The organism is Streptomyces sp. NPDC031132, from assembly GCF_055570595.1.
In genome coordinates, this window is the sequence record NZ_JBVIGX010000012.1 from 173,040 (window position 1) to 190,981 (window position 17,942).

The 17,942-nt window shown below is 71.5% G+C and carries 15 protein-coding genes; 9 read left to right on the forward strand and 6 right to left on the reverse strand.

The annotated features are described in order from the left end of the window. Nucleotides 1–266 precede the first annotated feature (266 nt). Nucleotides 267–932: a response regulator transcription factor gene (locus tag ACZ49B_RS20260; protein WP_468307648.1), complete on the forward strand. Its 666-nt coding sequence runs from the start codon at nt 267–269 to the stop codon at nt 930–932. 218 nt (nt 933–1,150) lie between these two features. Here ACZ49B_RS20260 and ACZ49B_RS20265 read toward each other — a convergent pair whose 3' ends face one another. Continuing rightward, nucleotides 1,151–1,735, reverse strand: coding sequence for a TetR/AcrR family transcriptional regulator (locus ACZ49B_RS20265; RefSeq protein ID WP_468307651.1), 585 nt, complete (start codon nt 1,733–1,735; stop codon nt 1,151–1,153). A 141-nt stretch (nt 1,736–1,876) separates the two neighbouring features. Between ACZ49B_RS20265 and ACZ49B_RS20270 the strand changes: the two genes are divergently transcribed. The 5 genes from ACZ49B_RS20270 (at nt 1,877) to ACZ49B_RS20290 (ending at nt 9,964) form a co-directional block, all read left to right on the forward strand. Then, nucleotides 1,877–2,668, forward strand: coding sequence for an SDR family NAD(P)-dependent oxidoreductase (locus tag ACZ49B_RS20270; protein ID WP_468307654.1), 792 nt, complete (start codon nt 1,877–1,879; stop codon nt 2,666–2,668). A gap of 846 nt (nt 2,669–3,514) precedes the next feature. Further along, on the forward strand, nt 3,515–5,278 hold the full coding sequence (locus tag ACZ49B_RS20275) for a CehA/McbA family metallohydrolase (protein ID WP_468307657.1): 1,764 nt from the start codon (nt 3,515–3,517) through the stop codon (nt 5,276–5,278). Between the two features lie 70 nt (nt 5,279–5,348). Further along, nucleotides 5,349–5,846 carry a hypothetical protein gene (locus ACZ49B_RS20280; protein ID WP_468307660.1) on the forward strand — a complete coding sequence of 166 codons (498 nt, stop codon included), beginning with the start codon at nt 5,349–5,351 and terminating at the stop codon, nt 5,844–5,846. Between the two features lie 277 nt (nt 5,847–6,123). Next, complete coding sequence (locus tag ACZ49B_RS20285; protein ID WP_468307661.1) at nt 6,124–7,662, forward strand: MFS transporter; 1,539 nt, start codon at nt 6,124–6,126, stop codon at nt 7,660–7,662. 622 nt (nt 7,663–8,284) lie between these two features. Next, complete coding sequence (locus ACZ49B_RS20290) at nt 8,285–9,964, forward strand: extracellular catalytic domain type 2 short-chain-length polyhydroxyalkanoate depolymerase (protein WP_468307664.1); 1,680 nt, start codon at nt 8,285–8,287, stop codon at nt 9,962–9,964. On the opposite strand, the gene ACZ49B_RS20295 is transcribed toward ACZ49B_RS20290, so the two are convergent. Both ACZ49B_RS20295 and ACZ49B_RS20300 read right to left on the reverse strand, forming a co-directional pair. Then, nucleotides 9,930–10,217, reverse strand: a complete 288-nt coding sequence (locus tag ACZ49B_RS20295) for a ubiquitin family protein (protein WP_468307667.1) — start codon at nt 10,215–10,217, stop codon at nt 9,930–9,932. The two genes, ACZ49B_RS20290 and ACZ49B_RS20295, sit on opposite strands and share 35 nt — an antisense overlap. A 96-nt stretch (nt 10,218–10,313) precedes the next feature. Further along, the gene (locus tag ACZ49B_RS20300; protein ID WP_468307669.1) at nt 10,314–11,462 is read right to left on the reverse strand and encodes a baeRF2 domain-containing protein; all 1,149 of its coding nucleotides are present in this window, start codon (nt 11,460–11,462) and stop codon (nt 10,314–10,316) included. Between the two features lie 224 nt (nt 11,463–11,686). On the opposite strand from ACZ49B_RS20300, the gene ACZ49B_RS20305 reads away from it, so the two are divergent. Next, on the forward strand, nt 11,687–12,142 hold the full coding sequence (locus tag ACZ49B_RS20305; protein WP_468307671.1) for a YbhB/YbcL family Raf kinase inhibitor-like protein: 456 nt from the start codon (nt 11,687–11,689) through the stop codon (nt 12,140–12,142). A gap of 104 nt (nt 12,143–12,246) precedes the next feature. Here ACZ49B_RS20305 and ACZ49B_RS20310 read toward each other — a convergent pair whose 3' ends face one another. Then, nucleotides 12,247–13,344 (reverse strand): baeRF2 domain-containing protein, encoded by a 1,098-nt coding sequence (locus ACZ49B_RS20310; protein WP_468307674.1) that lies wholly within the window; start codon nt 13,342–13,344, stop codon nt 12,247–12,249. A gap of 334 nt (nt 13,345–13,678) precedes the next feature. Beyond that, nucleotides 13,679–14,458 carry a maleate cis-trans isomerase family protein gene (locus tag ACZ49B_RS20315; protein ID WP_468307677.1) on the reverse strand — a complete coding sequence of 260 codons (780 nt, stop codon included), beginning with the start codon at nt 14,456–14,458 and terminating at the stop codon, nt 13,679–13,681. A gap of 186 nt (nt 14,459–14,644) precedes the next feature. Between ACZ49B_RS20315 and ACZ49B_RS20320 the strand changes: the two genes are divergently transcribed. Beyond that, on the forward strand, nt 14,645–14,953 hold the full coding sequence (locus ACZ49B_RS20320; protein ID WP_468307680.1) for a hypothetical protein: 309 nt from the start codon (nt 14,645–14,647) through the stop codon (nt 14,951–14,953). A 138-nt stretch (nt 14,954–15,091) separates the two neighbouring features. Here ACZ49B_RS20320 and ACZ49B_RS20325 read toward each other — a convergent pair whose 3' ends face one another. Further along, nucleotides 15,092–16,180 carry an SMP-30/gluconolactonase/LRE family protein gene (locus ACZ49B_RS20325; protein WP_468307683.1) on the reverse strand — a complete coding sequence of 363 codons (1,089 nt, stop codon included), beginning with the start codon at nt 16,178–16,180 and terminating at the stop codon, nt 15,092–15,094. Between the two features lie 290 nt (nt 16,181–16,470). Between ACZ49B_RS20325 and ACZ49B_RS20330 the strand changes: the two genes are divergently transcribed. Further along, nucleotides 16,471–17,931, forward strand: a complete 1,461-nt coding sequence (locus ACZ49B_RS20330) for an MFS transporter (protein ID WP_468307685.1) — start codon at nt 16,471–16,473, stop codon at nt 17,929–17,931. The last annotated feature ends 11 nt before the right edge of the window (nt 17,932–17,942 follow it).

Consider the following 17,942-nt stretch of genomic DNA (forward strand, 5'->3'; position numbering starts at 1 on the left):
CGTTCTTTCGGCGCGCGGCCCCACGTACGGCGGACGTATGGCCCGGAGGGCGTCGACGGGGAGGGACGGAACAACGGTGCGCGCGGCGCCCGGCCGGGGGCTTCGCGGCCGGGCCCCGGCAGCGGGTACGGTCTGATCGGAATGCGGGAACGCGTCGGGCTGCAAGGCGGCACCCTGGAGACCGGCTCGTGCGACGGCGGCGGATTCAGGGTGGCGGCAAGGCTCCCGGCAGGCGACCCGGGGGGACAGCGAGAGGACCGACGCGGATGATCCGTGTGCTCATAGCCGACGACCAGCCGCTGGTACGGCGGGGCCTGGCCCTGATCCTGGCGCCCGACCCGGCGTTCGAGGTGGTGGGCGAGGCCGAGGACGGCGCCCGGGCCGTCGAACTGGCCCACGAGCTGCGGCCCGACGTGGTCGTCATGGACATCCGGATGCCGGTCCTCGACGGCGTCCAGGCCACCGAGGAGCTGGCGCGGACACTGCCGGGATCGCGCGTTCTGGCCCTCAGCACCTTCGACATGGACGAGTACGTGGTCGCCGCGCTGCGCGCCGGCGCGTACGGCTTCCTCCCCAAGGACATCTCCCCCGAGGAGCTCATCGCCGCGGTCCACACCGTCCACACCGGCGAGGCCGCCGTCGCGCCCCGACTGCTCACCAGGCTGATCTCCACCTATGTACGGGCCCCCGCCCGGCCGCGCCCGGCGGCGAAGGCCCCGGCCGGCCTCACACCGCGCGAGCTGGAGATCTGGCAGCTGCTGGCGGCCGGGTTCGACAACGCGGAGATCGCCGGGACCCTGGAGATCAGCGTCTCCACGGTCAAGAACCACATCACCGGCATCTTCACCAAACTCGGCGTCCGCGACCGCGCCCAGGCAGTCATCGCGGCATACGAATCGGGCCTGGTGGCGGCGGGTCGCGCGAGCGGTTGACCGACCGGGTCCCCGCAGAGTTCGGCGCCTACGTCACGGGCCGGTGCACGGAACGGAACGGACATGAGCGATGTCCGGGCGCTCATTCCCGTGCGGGTTCGGACGGGCTCGTCCGACCTTCGTGTGAGGGCGCCGGCCAGCTGCAGGGCGAACGACGGGACGGACAGCCCCGGATCCGCAACGCGTGCACAAGACGGTCCAGGGGGCCGGGCGCCCACTCACCAGGACGTGGAAGGGGCCTGCGTCGGGGTGAACTTCGTGAGGATCAGCAGGGTGTCGACGAGGTCCTCGGCGGGGGCGCCGGTGGCCAGGCGGCGCAGCTGCTGCCCGAAGACCAGGGCGACGGCCACGCCGGCCAGGCGCTCGGGGTCCGGCACGCCGAGTTGGGCCAGGATCCGAGTGGCCAGCAGGTCGTAGGCGGCGAAGCATTCGGCCGCGGCGGCACGCAGCCGTTCGTCGCGGCCGGCCTGGACGTACAGCTCGAAGGGCGCGATGTGACGGCTGTCGAAGGCGTTGCCGCCCGCGACCTGGGCCACCACCTCGGCCGCCTGCCCGATGTCGAAGCGCTCGTCGGTGCACTCGTCGGCGAGGGTCGTGAAGTGCCGGGTCTCCTCTGCCACGAAGTGCAGCAGGCTCTCGCGCAGCAGTTCGTGCTGAGTGGCGAAGTGGTAGGTGATCGAGCCGAGCGAGACCTCGGCCTCCTTCGCGATCCGCCGGTTGGTGACGGCGGCGATGCCGTCCTGCCCGATGATCCGCAGTACGGCGTCGATGATGCTCTGGCGGGTTTCGGAAGCAGGGGACATGTCTGCATTCTGCCCCATCGGCCGGAGCCACTGCCCGGGCGGTGCCGGGGAGTTGGAGGCATCCGAGGTGTGGACAGCCGACGAGGCAGTCCCTACTGTTCGTTCGAACGAACAGTAGAGGGCCGCTGCACTGGAGTGATCGTGGACATATCCGGATCGAACGTTCTGCTCACCGGGGCCACCGGAGGTATCGGCTCCGCCCTGGCCGGGCGTCTGACGTCGCAGGGGGCCCGGCTCACGGTCAGCGGGCGCAGGAAGGAAGCCCTCGAGGCCGTCGCAGATGCCTGGGGCGCCCGCACCGCGGTCGCCGATCTGGCCGTCCGGCCCGACGTCCTCCGCCTCGCCGAAACCTGCGCCGAGACGGACGTCCTCGTCGCGAATGCCGCCCTGCCCGCCAGCGGCGACCTCAAGGACTACACCGAGGAACAGCTCGACCGCGCGCTCGAGGTCAACCTGCGCGCGCCCATCCTGCTGTCCCGGCTGCTCTCGGAGCACATGGTGGCACGCGGGCGCGGCCACATCGTGCTGGTCGGGTCAATCTCGGGCAAGGCGGCGACCAAGTCCACGTCCCTGTACAACGCGACGAAATTCGGGCTGCGCGGATTCGCCCTCGCGCTGCGCCAAGAACTCCGGGGCACGGGGGTGGGTGTGTCCCTGGTGCAGCCCGGGTTCGTCCGGGACGCCGGGATGTTCGCGGCCACCGGCGCCACCCCGCCGAAGGGCCTCAGGACCGTCACGCCCGGCCAGGTCGCCGACGGAGTCGTACGGGCCGTCCACCGCGACCGGTGCGAGGTCAACGTGGCCCCGCTCGAGCTGCGGCTGCTGAGCGCCGTCGCCGGGCAGTTCCCCGGCTTCGCCGAGCGGGTCCAGGCACGGGCGGGCCTCGACGGCTCCGTGCGACAGATCGTCGAGGCCCAACGCTCACACCGTTAGGGGATGTCTTCGGTCCCGCGCCGCCCGGCGGGACCGCCGGCTCGCCCCTTACGCGGCTCCGTCCGGTCCCGCACGCTCCGGCTCCCACACCCGCACCCCCCTCGCACCCGCACGCCTTCCCTGCCACCCCATGTGAACGGAGAGCACCGCCGTGTCGAGTGAACACCTCCCGAATACCGTGGCCGACCCCGGCCCGGGTGTCGAGCGCAGGTCCCTGCTCCGATTAGGGGCCCTGCTGGCCACGGGCGGGGCCGCCGCGCTGGTTCCCGCACCGATCGCGCACGCCGCGACGAGGGGTCAGGGGACCGACACCGTGACCACCACCTACCAGGGCCGTGCCCCGAAGGGCAACGACCAGTGGGCGTACGTCGCCTTCGACGTCCCCCCGGGGGTGCAGCGGATCTCCGTCGACACCTCGCACGACGCCGCCGCCGGCATCCTGGACCTCGGCATCTTCGGCCCGTCCGGCTTCCGCGGCTGGTCGGGCGGCGAGCGGGCCGGGTTCACCCTCTCCGCGGCGGACACCACCCCCGGCTACATACCCGCGCCGGTCGAACCCGGCAGCTGGTCGGTCATCCTCGGGCCGATGGTCGGCGCCGACGGCGGGATGGCCTGGCAGGTCGACGTCACCCTGCACCACGGAGACCCGCTCCCCCGGACCCCGTACGACATCCTGCCCAGCTCGCTGGCGGGGCGCGGGCCCGGCTGGTACCGGGGCGACCTGCACCTGCACAGCGTGCACTCCGACGGGAAGCGCACGGTGGACGAGATAGTCGCCGCCGCCCGCCAGGAGGGGCTGCACTTCATCGCCACGTCCGACCACAACACCAGCTCCACCGGCCTGACATGGCGCGGCAACGTCCCGACGGACCTCCTGGTCATCAACGCCGGGAGGTCACCACCCGCCACGGTCACTGGCTGGCCGTCGGCCTGCCCCAGGGCGAGTGGGTGGACTGGCGCTACGGCCCTGCGGACCCAGGCGCGTTCGACAGCCACGCCCGGCGCGTACACAGCCTGGGCGGACTCACGATCGCCGCCCATCCGCTCACTCCAGCAGCGGGCTCCTTCTGGGAGTTCGGCCTCGACCGGGTGGACGCGCTGGAGGTGTGGAACGGGCCGTGGACACTGGACGACGCGGCCAACATCGCCGCCTGGCACGTCATGCTGTGCCTCGGCAAGCGCGTCGCCGCCGTGGGCAACAGCGACGCCCACAGCCCCGCGGACGCCGTCGGCCGGCCGCACAACGTGGTGCACGCGACCAGCCTGTCCACGCCCGCCGTGCTGGACGCGCTGCGCCGGGGCCGGTCGTACGCCGTCGAATCCGCGGCCGTGACCGTGGACTTCACCGCCCGCACCGGCGGGGCGGTCGCCGGACCCGGCGAGGAACTGCCCCTGTCGTTCTTCGACACGGTCGACGTGACCTTGGACGTGACGGGCGCCCCCGACAGCATCGCCACGCTGTACACCGAGTGGGGCATCATGGCCGCCACCTGCATCGACGGGAGCGGCAGGGGACAGTTGCGCTGGCGCGGATGGGGCAAGGCGTCCCTGTTCGCCCGAGCCGAAGTGCGCCGGCCCAAGCCCGCCTCCACCACGCTGGACCAACTGGTGGCCATCACCAACCCGGTGTGGTTCTACTCCGCGCAACTGCCCCCGTACGACGTCGAGCGGCGCGCGCTCTTCCACACCGAGCGCCGCCCCGACGGGTCGTGGAGCAGCATGCGTCCGCTGCCGGGGGCCACGGCCGGCGCCGCGTCCTTCGCGGGGGTCCAGAGTGCCGCGGCCGGCATGGCGGACGGCTCCGTCGTGGTGCTGGGCATCGCGCTCGACAACAGCCTGTGGCTGACGGCCGTACGGGGTTCGACCACGCTCCGGCCCTGGCAGCGCCTCGCGGGACCGGACGGCGCGACCGGATTCACCGTACGCGAGGCGGACATCGCCGCGTTCCCCGACGGGACCTGCCAGATCGTGGTGACGGCCTTGGACGGCACCACGTTCCACCAGCAGCGGCGCGCCGACGGCACCCTGCCCGGGTTCCGGGCCGTGCCCGGGTTCACCACGACGAGCCGATGGGGTGCGACGAAGGCGTCGATCACCGCCATGCCCGACGGGTCGGCCCAGCTGCTCAGTTACGGCACCGACGGCGCCATGTACCACTGCCTTCGCGGGCGGGACGGTACGTGGACGGCCTGGGGTCGCCTGGCCGGCTACAACGGAGCCCCGACGTTCTCGGGTCCCGCCCTGGCGATCACCGGTATGCCCGACGGTTCCTCGCAGGTCCTCGCGATCGGGCTCGACGGGATCGTCTACCACCAGCAGCGGCGGCCCGACGGCACGTGGACCGGGTTCCGGCCCCCGCGGGGCGTCACGACGCCCACCATGGGGGCCAGCGCCATCGGCATTGCGGGGACCCGGGACGGCTCCGCCCAGGTCGTGGCGGTCGGGCTCGACGGACGGATCTGGCACAACCTGAGGAGGCCGGACGGCTCCTGGACGCCGTTCGCGCAGATCCCCGGTCCGAACGGGAGGGACTCCTTCCCCGCGGGGCAGGTGCGCATCACCGCCCTGCGTGACGGTACGACGCACGTGACGGCCGTCAGCGCGGGCTAGGCCGCCGCCTCTATCGGATCACCGACCGGCATACTGGGCGCCATCCAGAATACGGCCGGAAGCAGACAGCGTGAAAACCGACATATTTCGCATCAGTGCAAGCCTTGCAGCTGTCAGCGTGACGGCACTCGTCCCGTCCTCTTGCGGGGCAGGCAAACCCGTCGTCACTCCAGAGGCCGTAACTCATTCCGAACTGGTCGGCCGCTGGGACGGGGAGCGGAAATGCGGATCGCCGCTAGTTCGACTACGTGACGATTACACTTTTTCCAGCAAAGACTTTCCAGTCCAGTGGGACGGCCCCGTGCCGGACGCGCAGGTGACACGCCGTTCATCCGACGGGAAATGGCACGGGGTCAACGAAGACCCCGGCCTGTCGCCCTATCTGGTACTCAGCTTCAAGAACCACAACGACGTCCAGATTCTGCACTTCTTTTTGGAGGACGGAGAGCTGCAGATGGATGGGACCGTCTCCGCGGACGGGGGGGACCCCTATCCCTACCCGTGTCACTACAAACGCACTTCCGTCGACCCCGAGGCCTCGGACCCTTCTTTCGGCTCGTCTCGCTGACCGGATGGTACCGGCGCGTGCTGCCGCTCCGGTCACCGCCGTCCCGACCGATCCCGGGGAGGCCGTACAACGCCGCGCCGCTCCCACCCGCCTCCGCCAGCGCCGCCCACCATTCGTCGGACCAACAGATCCCTTGGCCAGAGTGTCCACACGAAGCGGGTCAGCTCGTCTTGTTACCGTTGTGCCCTTCTCGAAGTAGGCCGAACTCCCGGCAGGCTCTGGTCTCCGTCGCCCGGAATCTACCGGAAGGGAATTCGTGAAGCGGCGACAACATTTCATGAGCAAGCGTCATCGTTGGTGGGTCCTGGGGGTGATGACCTGCGCTTCGTCGATGATCGCCATCGATGCCCTGGTGGTGCTGGTCGCCCTTCCCAGCATCCAGCGGAATCTGGATGCTTCGACCACCGGAGCGCAGTGGGTCATCAGCGCGTATCTGCTCAGTTTCGCCTGTATGAGCCCGCTCGGCGGACGCATCGGCGACATCTTCGGGCACGAACGCGCTTTCCGCTTCGGAACCGTACTGTTCGTCCTGGCCTCGCTCGCGGCGGGTCTGGCCCAGTCCGAGGCCTGGCTCATCGCCGCGCGCGCGGCCCAGGGGGCCGGTGCAGCGGTCCTCCGGCCCGCCTCGCAGGTGCTCATCATCAAGGAATTCGGACGCGGGGAGCGGGGCCAGGCCATGGGCATCTCGTCCAGCGTCTCCACCTTGCTGTACGGCATGGCCCCGCTGATCGGGGGCGTGTTGACGACGGCGTTCTCATGGCGCGCGATCTTCTTCATCAACCCGCCCCTGGGCATCGGCGCACTGCTCCTTGCGCACTTTCTGCTCACGAGCGAGCCACCACGGCGCGAACAAGTCGACTGGGCGAGCACGCCGCTGTTGATCGGCGGTCTGGTGTGCGTGGTCCTCCCTCTCATGCAGGCACGGTACTGGGGATGGTCCTCGGCTGCCGTCATCTCGCTGCTCGCCACCGGAGCCGTGCTGATGACGCTCCTGGTGGTACGCGAGCGGCGGCGTTCGGATCCGCTCATGCACTTCGAGTTGTTCGCGAGCAGGGAGTTCGCGGTGGGGGCGGCGGTCATCTCGACGGTGCGTTTCGCGTTCGTAGGATTCGCGGTGTTCGGGGTCATCTGGCTTCAGGACGTCGTGGGAATGTCGCCCTTCGAAGCCGGTCTCGCCGTACTGCCGCTCACTCTCCCCACGGTTGTGTTCGCGCCTCTCGGTGGAAGGCTCTACGACCGTATGGGGCCGCGCGTTCCCCTGGGAACGGGCATGAGCCTGTGTGTGGCGGCTCTGCTCTGTTCGGCGTTGGCACTGCATCGGCAGAACTACGGCTGGCTGGTGCCCTTCTACTGCATGATGGGCATCGGGATGGGGCTCTGCATCAGCCCGGCCTGGATCACCGCGCTCAACGGCACCTCCATGCGGATGCGCGGCAGCGCGGCGGGGGCGTTGCAGACCGCCCGGGAGATCAGTGCAGCGCTGGGTCTGGCGGTCATGGGCGCGATCGTGGCGAACCTCCAGGGAGCGCGGCTGAGTCAGCTCCTCCACCGGGACGGCCGTGTTCCTGCCGGCCGCTTCGACCAGGTGGAGCGATCCATCGGGAAGACGGTGGCGGCGACACAGCAGGGGGCACCCTTGCCCGCCGGGATCCCCGCCGACCTGGTCCCGGCTCTCAAGGCTGCGGTCACCACCGCCGTCTCGGCCGCGTTCTACGTGGGCGCAGCTGTGCTCGTCGCGGCGGCCGCGGCGGTTGCCCTTCTCCCCGGGAAGGCGGAACGCTCCGAGTCGGGCCGTGGCCAGGACGAGCCTGGGTGAACGCACCGGGCTCCTCCCCTTCCTCACCGTGGTGCGGTGCCTCTCGATTTTCCTCACCTTCAATCTTCCGATTTTCCTCGAACACGTGGAGAGTTACGGGTCGCTCGTGGTCAGCATCGTTCTGGCGATGACCAGCATCGGCGCGCTGCTGCTCGCCCCCTACGCAGGACGGGCGACCGACGCCGGGCGGGCCCGGCTGATCCTGACGGGAGGCCCGGCAACTGGGAGCCACCGTCGGGCTGGCCGCGTGCCAGGTGCTCATGACGTCGATGGAGTGGCTCCACCGCAGACCGGTCCTGGATAAGGAACTCTCGGTCGATCACGGGGCCCTCGACAAGGTCCTCTTCGACTCGAAGGCCGCGCCCGCTCTGGGCCACCGGTCGGCGGCCGAAGTGTGCACGCCACCGCGTCGTACCGATCCGGTCGACGGCCGAGTCGGAATCCTGAGTCGACCGTCGCAGCGGGGATAGCGGATGGGTGCGTCATCGCACAGGTCATCAGCACCCATCACAGCGCGGCCGGTTGTGGTGCTCCTTGCCATGGGTACGCGGAGTCGGTCGGGCGTACGGTCACGTTCCGGCCTTCAGGGTCGGGTGACCCCGCGTACCTCCTGGAGGTGTCCGTGAACGCGTTTCCTGACAGGCCGGGCCTGCGCGGCAGGGCCGTCGCCGGCCTTGCGGTGGCCCTCTTGGGGCTTCTCGTCGCTGCGCCGGGCGCGACGGCGGTGCCACCCGTGCCGGGCGAGCTGAAGTCCTACGCCGTCGACGGGGTCTACAGCGCCGGCATCTCGTCCGGGGGCTACATGGCGACCCAGCTGCACGTGGCCTATTCCGGCACGTTCGACGGCTCGGCCGTCTTCGCCTCCGGCCCGTACCACTGTGCGCGGAACAACCTCGACACCGCGCTGAACGCCTGTATGGACACCACCCAGGACCCGCAGCTCGCCCAGCTGGAGCAGATCACGATCGACCGGGCGGCACACGGGGCGATCGACGACGTCGCGGGGCTGTCCGGTGATCCGGTCTACCTGTTCAGCGGAACGGGCGACGCGACGGTCAAGCAGCCGGTCGTCAGCGCGTTGGCCGACTACTACACCCACTTCGGGGCGAACGTCCTCTACGACAACAGCACCGCCGCAGGCCACGCCTGGATCAGCCCGCTGGGGCCGAATGCGTGTACGGCGACAGCCGCCCCCTTCATCAACAACTGCGGGATCGACGCCGAACGGACCTTCCTGGGCCATCTGCTCGGCTCCGTCAAAGCTCCCGCGGCCGCACCGGGCGGCTCGCTCATCCGGTTCGACCAGAACCGGTACGTGCCCGGCGGGCAGGCCAAGTCGGTCTCCATGGACGAGACGGGCTTCGTCTACGTGCCGCAGAGTTGTGCGAACGGCGCCACCTGCAAGGTGGTCGTCGCCTTGCACGGCTGCAAGCAGGGGTACTCGTACCAGGGCTTCGGCACGACGTTCCTCGACAAGGCCCACCTGAACGAGCATGCCGACACGAACGACCTCATCGTGCTCTACCCGCAGGCCATCGCCACGCCGACGCTGGACAACCCCAACGGCTGCTGGAACTGGTGGGGCTACCTCGGCGATTCCGCCTACTCCCAGCACGGCGGGAAGCAGATCGAGACGATCATGTCCATGGTCCGGGCGCTCGGCGGCGGGGGCGGCGGGACACCGCCCGCGGGCGGCAGCATGACGCTGTCCAGCGTCGACGCGGAAGACGGCTACGTCAAGGCGGCGGCCGACGGCTCCGGCGCGGCCGTGGGCACCCTGGAGGGTACGTACGGCCTGGCCATGGGGCGTGGCACCGACGGCAAGTTCAACCGGACGGTGCTGTCCTTCGACACCTCGGGCATTCCGGCGGACAAGACCATCACCCGGGCCTACGTGACGCTGACCAGGAACAGTGGCTCGGGCGGCCCTTGGGCCGACCCGGCCGGCAACCGGCTCCTGGTCGACGTCCAGAACGGCTGCCTGGGCGGCTGCCCCGTCGAGCCCTCGGACTGGGCGGCCGCGGCGACGGCCCAAGGGGCGGCCGAGGTCGCCCCGTTCACCACGGGCAGCCAGGCGTCGACGAACCTGAGCCCAGCGGGTCTCGGCGCGGTCAACCGGTCCGGTCGGACCCAGCTCCGGCTGCGGTTCGAGCGCGACCAGACCGCGCCCGCCTATCTGTTCGTGAACAAGAACATGCGGGCAACGCTGACCGTCGAATTCCGGCAACCGTCCGGCCGGGCCCGGCTCAGTGGGCCGACGGCGTTCGTCACCCGCCCGCCAGCGCCAGCTTCAGGAAGGTGACCTCGGTGCCCGACCGGAGGTCGACCTCCTCGTCCAGGTCCCGCACCCGGCGGTTGTCGACCAGGACGAGGAAACCGCTGCGCCGGAACGCGGTGAGCGCCAGGGCCGTGCACGCCTTCGGGTCGACGGCGTCCCGGGAGACCCGCAGCCGGATCAACTCACGCAGTGCGAGCCGGTCCTCGGCGATCTCCACACCGCGGCCGCGGGCGCCGCTCGCGGCAGTGGTCTCGTCGGTGAACGTCACCATACTCATGCCCCGCACCCTACGAGCCGCCACTGACAAGGGCCGGGCCTGCCCGGCCTGCCGGGGCTCGGCTGCGGACCGGGGTGAGGGGCACGACGTCGGCCGTCACATGGTCCAGCGCAGCACCGCCCCCAGGCCCCCCGACGGCCCTGGCATACCCGCCGGTACGACGAGCACCTCGCTGCCGGCCGCTGCCGCGGACCGCAGGAGGGCGTCGTCCGCTCGGGCCCGTACCGGCTTGTGCACGCCCATCGCCTCGGCCTGGCCGCGCTGCACCGCGACCTCGTCCACGCCGGGGCCGATCCACACCTCGCGCGCCGCGTCGGAGCCGTCGGGGCTGAGCAGCAGCGTGGCCACCTGGTGGGTGCGTACGGCGTCCACGACGGCCGGCATGCCCTCGGCCGCCTCACCCGGCCCGGTGTCGACAGTGGACTCGCGGTGCTCACCGGGCCGGCCCCGGCCCATGCGGAAGCGCTCCAGGGCGCTCTCGAGCCGCTCGCGGGCGAACTTCTCGCGCACCTGCGCGATCTCGCGGTCGAGGGCGGCCTTCGAGGCGCCGGGCGACCTGCCACCGCTGTCGACTTCGACGGTCATCGCCCGCATGTGCTCGGGCAGCTGGTCACGGACGGCATGGCGCTCACGGGGATCGCCGGTCAGCACCACCAGATCGGCGCCGCTCTCGGGCCACTGCCGGGCGAGTTCCGCCGCGATGATGCCCGCCGTCTCGTTCCAGGCGTTCTCGACCTTGTTCCGGTAGTGCCACTCGTACCGGTCCGCCGGGATGCTGCGGTGCCCGCGGCCCTGCCACTCCCGGCCCTGGGCCTGGCCCACGGCCTCTCGGTGGTGGGCGTCGCGCAGCTCCAGATCGGCTCCCGTGCGGTCGATGTACGCGACGAGGCAGCCCGGCTCGTCGGCCCGCAGTCCGGCCAGCGGGGCGACGTGCGGCAGGAACGACCAGGTCGCCTCGGTGGCGGCCGGGGTCGCACCGAGCGGGATGTCGAGTACGACCTCGGCGCCCGCGGCGAACAGCGCGCGGCCGGGCGGAGCCCCGCTGACGGGTTCCCCGGCGAGCCGGTTCACCACGGCCCGGACGGTGTAGGCGTCGGCGCCCGCGTCGATCAACTGGGACGCGACCTCGCGCTCTCGGAGCGCCTGTATCCGCTGCGCGTCCTCGGTCGCGCGGGTGGTCTCGATGTACACGGAAGCCCAGGGCCCTTGGCGGGCGAAGAGCGGTTTGAGAAAGCCGAGTTCCATGATGTCCCCCAGGGGGTTCAGGAAGGCTTCGGGGAGGGCCTGACGATGGCAGCACAGGTCGGCACACCACTTTCAGGATGCCCTGCCCGCCGGGCGCGTGCCCGCCGACCCCGGCCGGTCAGCCGCGGCACGCTCGCCCGTACGGGACGGAGCGTGGGGCCGGTCGGCTGGATTCCGGGCCCGGAGCGGTACGGGGAGGGCCTCGGCCGGGGAGGACGGCGGCCGTGACCGGAATTCAGCTGACCAGCTCCGTTTTCGCCGACCACGCGGAGATCCCCCGCCGCCACAGCGGCGAGGGCGAGGACGTCTCGCCACCCCTGACCTGGACGGCCGCACCCGATGGCACGGCGGAGCTGCTGCTCCTGTGCGAGGACCCGGACGCGCCGGGCCCCAGCTTCCTGCACTGGCTGGTGACGGGCATCGATCCGTGGACCGGCGGGGTGGAGGAGGGCCAGCAGCCGCACGGCGGGACGTCCTGGCCCAACGGTTTCGGACGGCCGGGCTGGGGCGGACCGATGCCGCCGCCCGGGCACGGGCCGCACCGCTACTTCTTCCGCCTGTACGCACTGTCGCAGCCGGTCCGCCTGCACGACGGGCCCGGCGCAGACGCCGTGCACAGCGCCGTGCGGGGCAAGGAACTCGCGAGCGGAACCCTGGTGGGCACGTACCAGCGGCACTAGGGACGGCTCGTACGACCTCCCGCAGCCGTACGTCGCTCCCCCGCGGTCCGGGCCTCGAGGACCAGGTGCTCGGGAGAGGCCCCGTGGACCACCGCGGTGCGCCGTCAGACCGGGCTGTCGGGATCTGCGTACCGCAGCAGCGCCCCGACTCCCCCGTCCAGACCCAGCTCGTCCTCCGGAACGACGACCAGTTCCGCGGCGGTGCCGACGAGGGCCCGCACCAGGGCCTCGCCGGCGGGTTCCTCGCGGGGCGCCCGTACTCCGAAGGTGATCAGCTCCTCCTCCGTCAAAGCGAGCTGGGTGGGCTGCGGGCCGGTCCACAGCCGCAGTGAGGCGGCGGGCGGGTGGTTCAGCAGCAGCGCCGCGACCTGGCCGCGCTGCAGGGCGGCCAGGGTGGCCCCCATCCCTTCCGTCGCCGGCCCGCCCAGGGCCCGGCGGCCGATGAAGATGTTCACCAGGTCCCGGTCGTGCGCGGCCATCCGGCCGCGGAAGACGCTCCCGAGCTGCGGCTCCAGCAAGGCCCGTCCGGTGTCCGTCGGGGTGGGGCCCCCGACCCGTACGACCTTGCCGCTCAGTGCGTGCGGCAGTCGGCGGACCAGGACGTTGCCCGCCCACGCGTCCCCGCCGACGACCACGGCGTCGGCGTGGGTGCGCCGCGCCCAGGCGTCCAGCCGGTGGCCCAGCCGGAGGGCGCTGTGGTGCCAGGTGGCCACCGCCACCTCGTGGTGCAGCCGCTCACCGGGGGTCACCGTGGAGGCCGGCCAGGTGCCGGACTCCGCCTCCACCCTCACCCAGCCGTGCGTCTCGGCCGTGGGGAGCCCGCCGTAGTGCACCACCACCGCAAGGTAGGGGATCTCCGGCAGATGCTGGGTGACCAGCGGCATCGCGTCCGGCAGGGTGCTGTATCGGGCCGAGTCGCGGGCGGGCGGCCGGGGCAGCTCCCCGTCCATGACGAGCGAGCCGTTGGCCGCGAAGATCGCCTGCCCGTGCGTTCCCGGCAGCTCCGCGTCCGCGCCGACCACCTCCTCCAGAGCGCCGAGCAGCTCCCGGTCCGCACCCTGCCGGGTCAGGTCTGCGCGGAGCCGGCGCCAGCGCAGGGCGACGGACCGGTCGGGCTGCGCGATGTCCCGCGAGGTGTCCAGGTACACCGAGGCGAACGGGCCGGACGCCGTGTACAGGGGTTCCAGGAACGACAGCCTCATTCCTCATCACCATTCCCAGGCGGCTCCCAGGTGTCCCCCCTTCCGATGATGCGCGCAGCGGCGGGCGGACGGAGACCGGCATCGGGAAGTCAGAGGTCCCGAGCGCCGTCCGGGTCCTGCCCGTGCCGTCGATCGGTCAGGGTCGCGCTCCCGCCAGGCCGAGGCCGGACCAGAAGGCGCAGTGGTGTTCGGCGGCGGCGTCGCCGGTGCGTATCGCACGACGGCAACCGGCTGCACCGCTGGTCGCTGGGGGGCGCGTGCTCCTGAGGCATCGGATCACGTGTCGTGCCGTGGCCTCGTCCCGCCACCTGGCGGCGTTCGGAACGCGGTGGCGTCAGCGGCCGGCAGTGCGCGAGAACAGCTGGCCGTACCCCTCGATGCCGGCGGCCGAGCTTCCGGTGGCGCCGAGGGCGGCCCACAGCAGTACCTGGTTGGCCGTCAGCACGGGCCGCCGTAGCGTCCGCTCCATGTTCTCCACTGCTCCGACGGCGCGGAATCCGTTGCCGCCGACGACCACCGCCTCGGCGTGGGCCGGGACGTGGCCGACGACCCAGTCGTGCAGTTCGGCGGGCCGGATCAGCTGCTGCCCGCTGGGGAGCGAGCACGGAGCGGCGTACACCACGCCGAAGCCCGCGGCTTCGTAGTAGGCCCGGCCGAGGTCGTTCAGTTCCGCGTCGAACCACGGCGGGTCGACCAACGCGATGCGGCCCGCCCCCAGGGCCCGCAACGCCTGCGTCGTCGCTGAGCAGGTGGCGACGACCGGCAGGCCGTGCGCCCGCGCGGACAGCCGCTCCAGCATTCCCGCCTCGGCCTCGGCCCCGATCACGTACGCCGAACTGGTGAACGCGAACGCGAGCACGTCGACGGGGGCCGCGGCCAGCAGCTCCGCCGCCTCGTCGACATGGGGAGGTTCGGCGAAAGCCCGTGCGGGGGCGAGCGGGATCGTGGGGTCCATGGCACCGCCCGACCGCATCGCGCCGAAGGGGACCCTGGCCGCGTGGACGCCGACGTCGCCGGGTGCCATGGCCCGCAGCTCGGACTCCGGCCCTACGTCGGCGTGCGGGGTGAGCACCCCGATGCGCGCCCGCGTGTCCCAGCCGTCAGGTCGGTACACCTGTTCGCCCTCCGCATCCGAGGCAGCTCGGCTCCTGCGGCCCATTGTGTCCCCGCCACCCGCCAACCTCGTGGAATCGCCGCGCCGACGGGCGTATGAGCCGGGGGTGCGACGCACGGCGGTGTTTGCTGACGGAGGGAAGGACCCCATCCGCGGGGCCGCCATACGCCAGGAGGAACCGGAAGCATGAAGTTCGCACAGATCATCGACTTCGAGACCGAACGCATCGACGAGGTGCGAGACCTCCTGCGCGCCTACGAGGAACGGGTCCGGTCGACGGGCCGGACCGGCACCCCGGCCTCCCGCACCCTGCTCAAGGACCGGTCCGAGCCCAACCGCTACCTCGCCGTGGTCCAGTTCGAGTCCTACGAGGCCGCGATGGCCAACAGCAACGCGCCGGAGACGAGCGAGCTGGCCCAGCAGCTCTCGGCGTTGATGACCAGGCCGCCGGTCTACACCGACTGCGACATCGCGGACCACCAGAACATCGGCTGACCTGAGTCCGGACCACTCGAGATCGCCCGACGGGCCCCGGCCCGGGCCAGAGGGGCGGCCGGCCTCGACCGCAGGCGGCGCGGCGGGGCCAGTGGTCACGGCAGCTGCCCGACCCTCACGCCAAAGTCCGTGGCAGCTCTAGGGCCTGCCCTTGTGGAGTTGGGCCAGGAGGAGGTTCGGATCCTTCACGGCGGCGAAGTAGGACGCGCTCGGCACGTAGACGACCTTGTCGTCCTTGTCGTCCTTGTCGTTGCTGTCCTTGTCGCCCTTGTCATCTTTGTCGTTGCTGCCCTTGTCGCCCTGGTCCTTCTTGTCTTGCTCATCTTGCTTGCCCTGCTTGTCGCGCACCGCCACGGCACTCGGGTTGGACAGTCCGTCCCGCTCGGTGAGGACGATCGCGTGGGTGCCGTCGGGGCGCACCAGCACGACTTGGTTGGCCATGATCAGCGTGGCGAGGACCGTGTCGTCGTCGCCGGTGAAGGCGAAGTCGTCGATCCAGTCGAGTCCGGTCGCCCTGGTCTGGATGGTGCCGGCGGAGCCGTCATGGCGTACGGGGATCTTCAGCAGTGTCTTGCGGTCGGTGTTGGACACCCACACGGCGCCGTTGTGGACCTTGATGCCGTTGGCGCCGGCCTGGAAGCCGTCGGCCTCGGGGAGCGGCTGCAGCGCGGCCCCCGCGGCCCAGGCCGTGGGGGTGCCACCTTCCTGCGGGACGCGCCAGACGATCCCGCGTGCCGTGTCGGCCACGTAGAACACGCCGCGCTCCTCGTCGAGGGCGAGGCCGTTGGGGAGCCCGTCCACCGGAAGCTGCGCGATCTGGACGGGCGTCCCGCCGCGGGGCCCGACGCGCCAGATGCCGGTCTCGCCCGTTCCGGTGGCGTAGTTGACGTACAGGGTGCCGTCATGGGCGCGCACGACGCCCATGACCACGGCCGCGCCGAGGACCGGGGTGTTCGGGTTCGTCACGGCGGGCAGGGTCGCGAGGATGCGGACAACCCCCCGTTTGTCGACGCGGACGACCTCCCGGGCGAAGGCGAAGGACAGGATCGCGGAGCCGTCGGGTTCGAGGGCGATGCTCTCCGCCGCTTGCCCGGCGGCGAAGTCGAAGTGCGCGAGGACGCGGGGATTCGACAGGGTCGGTTCGCCGGCCGCGGTGGTGCCTGACGCGGTCAGCGTGAGGGCAGCGGCGGCCGCGGTAGTGGCGGCCAGGCACGAGAGTCGGGACATGGGCCTCTCCTTGGACGGGCTCGAAGTGCCGGGGCACGGCACAAGAAAAGATGACGGTGCATCAGCCCGAAGGAGTGGCAGTCAGGGCCGGGAGATCGCCCGCTCAGTCCACCACTTGGGACCAGTTGGCAGCGGGGCCCGCCGGCGCGGGCGTGGTTGCCGAGCCGCCCACCGAATCCGCCTGGGCATCCGCCCGCCACGTCGCCCGCGCCCTGCCGCCGTGGACCTTCATGGCATAGTGGTGCATTCCTGTACGTACCTCTACGGGCTCCCTTCCGAGGAGTGCTGCTGTGGCATCTGTCGGGGCGACGCGGCCCAGCGGGCTCGGCTGGAACCGTGACACGGCGACTCTCGCGCTGCTGTCGTTCGCCATGCTCACGGTTTCGCTCGACCAGTACATCGTCGTCGTGGCACTGCCCGACATCGCCCGCGACCTGGGCTACTCCGCGCAGACCCTGCAGTCCGTGATCAGCGCCTACGCCGTCGCCTCCGCCGGCTTCCTGCTGTTCGGCGGACGCGCCGCGGACCTCCTCGGGCGGCGCCGGATCCTGGCCACCGGCCTCACCCTCTACGCGGCCGCGGCGCTCGTGGGCGGACTGGCGACCGGACCCGGAATGCTCCTGGCCGCCCGCGCGGTCCAGGGCCTCGGCGGCGCGCTCGTCTTTCCCACCACGCTGGCCCTCATCAACGTCACCTTCCGCGAAGGCCGCACGCGCAACCGCGCGTTGGGGATCTGGGGCGGTGCCGGCGCCGCCGGACTCGTGATCGGCGTACTCCTCGGAGGACTGCTGACCCACGCCTTCGGCTGGGAAGCGGTGTTCCTCGTCAACGTGGCCCTCGCGGTGCCCGCGCTGCTCCTCGCCTTCGTGCTGATCCCCGCGGACCCGCCGCGCGACCGGACCCGTAGATTCGACCTGCCCGGTGCGCTCAGCGTCACCCTCGGGGTCACGCTGATCGTGTTCGCGCTGGTCCAAGGGCCCGTGATCGGTTGGCTCTCGCCCGGCATCCTGCTCAGTGCGGCGGCCGGACTCCTCCTGCTGGGAGTCTTCGCGCTCGTCGAGCGGCACAGCAGCGACCCGCTCGTGCCGCCGCGGCTGCTGGCGAACCCCAGCCTCGTCACGAGCGTCGTCATCGCGTTCATGTTCATGGCGACCTTCGGCTCGGTGCTCTACTTCCTCTCGCTCCACTTCCAGCAGATCCTCGGCTACGACGCCCTGGAGACCGGCGCCGGCTTCCTGGTCCCGACGGCGGTCGTCGTCGCGGGATCGACGACCGCAGGTCAGCTCGTCACGCGGTTCGGCCTGCGGCGCACGCTGCTCGGCGCCCTCGCCGTCGGCGCGGTCGGTGCCGTCCTGCTCGGCGCGGCGGTCTCCCCCGACGGGTCGTACGCAGAGCTGGTCCCGGGGCTCGTCGCGCTCAGCGTCGGTGACGGCATCGTGTTCACCGGCATGTTCATCGCCGCCGGGACCGGAGTGTCCGACCGGGACCAGGGCATCGCCTCGGGTATCGCCTCCACCGGCTCCGGGATGGGCGCCGCCGTAGGCCTCGCCCTCCTGGTGCTGGTGGCGACGGCGGGGCTCGGCGGGCTCACGGGCGAGCAGCTGCGCGACGGGACGGCGCACGGGATCAGCAACGCCCTGTTCGTGGTGGCGGCGGGCATCGCACTGACGTTCCTCGTCGCCCTGTTCCGGCCCGAGGGCAGGCCCGCAGCGCAGTCGGCGCTCCCGCCGTGCCAGGGCCGACGCTGCTGACAGCCGGCCAG

Excerpts from the sequence above, each read along its gene's own strand:
- ACZ49B_RS20275 (WP_468307657.1), top strand. The coding sequence starts at position 3,515 with ATGGCGCGGCAACGTCCCGACGGACCTCCTGGTCATCAACGCCGGGAG.
- ACZ49B_RS20300 (WP_468307669.1), bottom strand. The coding sequence starts at position 11,462 with ATGGAACTCGGCTTTCTCAAACCGCTCTTCGCCCGCCAAGGGCCCTGG.
- ACZ49B_RS20265 (WP_468307651.1), bottom strand. The coding sequence starts at position 1,735 with ATGTCCCCTGCTTCCGAAACCCGCCAGAGCATCATCGACGCCGTACTG.
- ACZ49B_RS20260 (WP_468307648.1), top strand. The coding sequence starts at position 267 with ATGATCCGTGTGCTCATAGCCGACGACCAGCCGCTGGTACGGCGGGGC.
- ACZ49B_RS20325 (WP_468307683.1), bottom strand. The coding sequence starts at position 16,180 with ATGTCCCGACTCTCGTGCCTGGCCGCCACTACCGCGGCCGCCGCTGCC.
- ACZ49B_RS20310 (WP_468307674.1), bottom strand. The coding sequence starts at position 13,344 with ATGAGGCTGTCGTTCCTGGAACCCCTGTACACGGCGTCCGGCCCGTTC.
- ACZ49B_RS20285 (WP_468307661.1), top strand. The coding sequence starts at position 6,124 with ATGAGCAAGCGTCATCGTTGGTGGGTCCTGGGGGTGATGACCTGCGCT.
- ACZ49B_RS20320 (WP_468307680.1), top strand. The coding sequence starts at position 14,645 with ATGAAGTTCGCACAGATCATCGACTTCGAGACCGAACGCATCGACGAG.
- ACZ49B_RS20295 (WP_468307667.1), bottom strand. The coding sequence starts at position 10,217 with ATGAGTATGGTGACGTTCACCGACGAGACCACTGCCGCGAGCGGCGCC.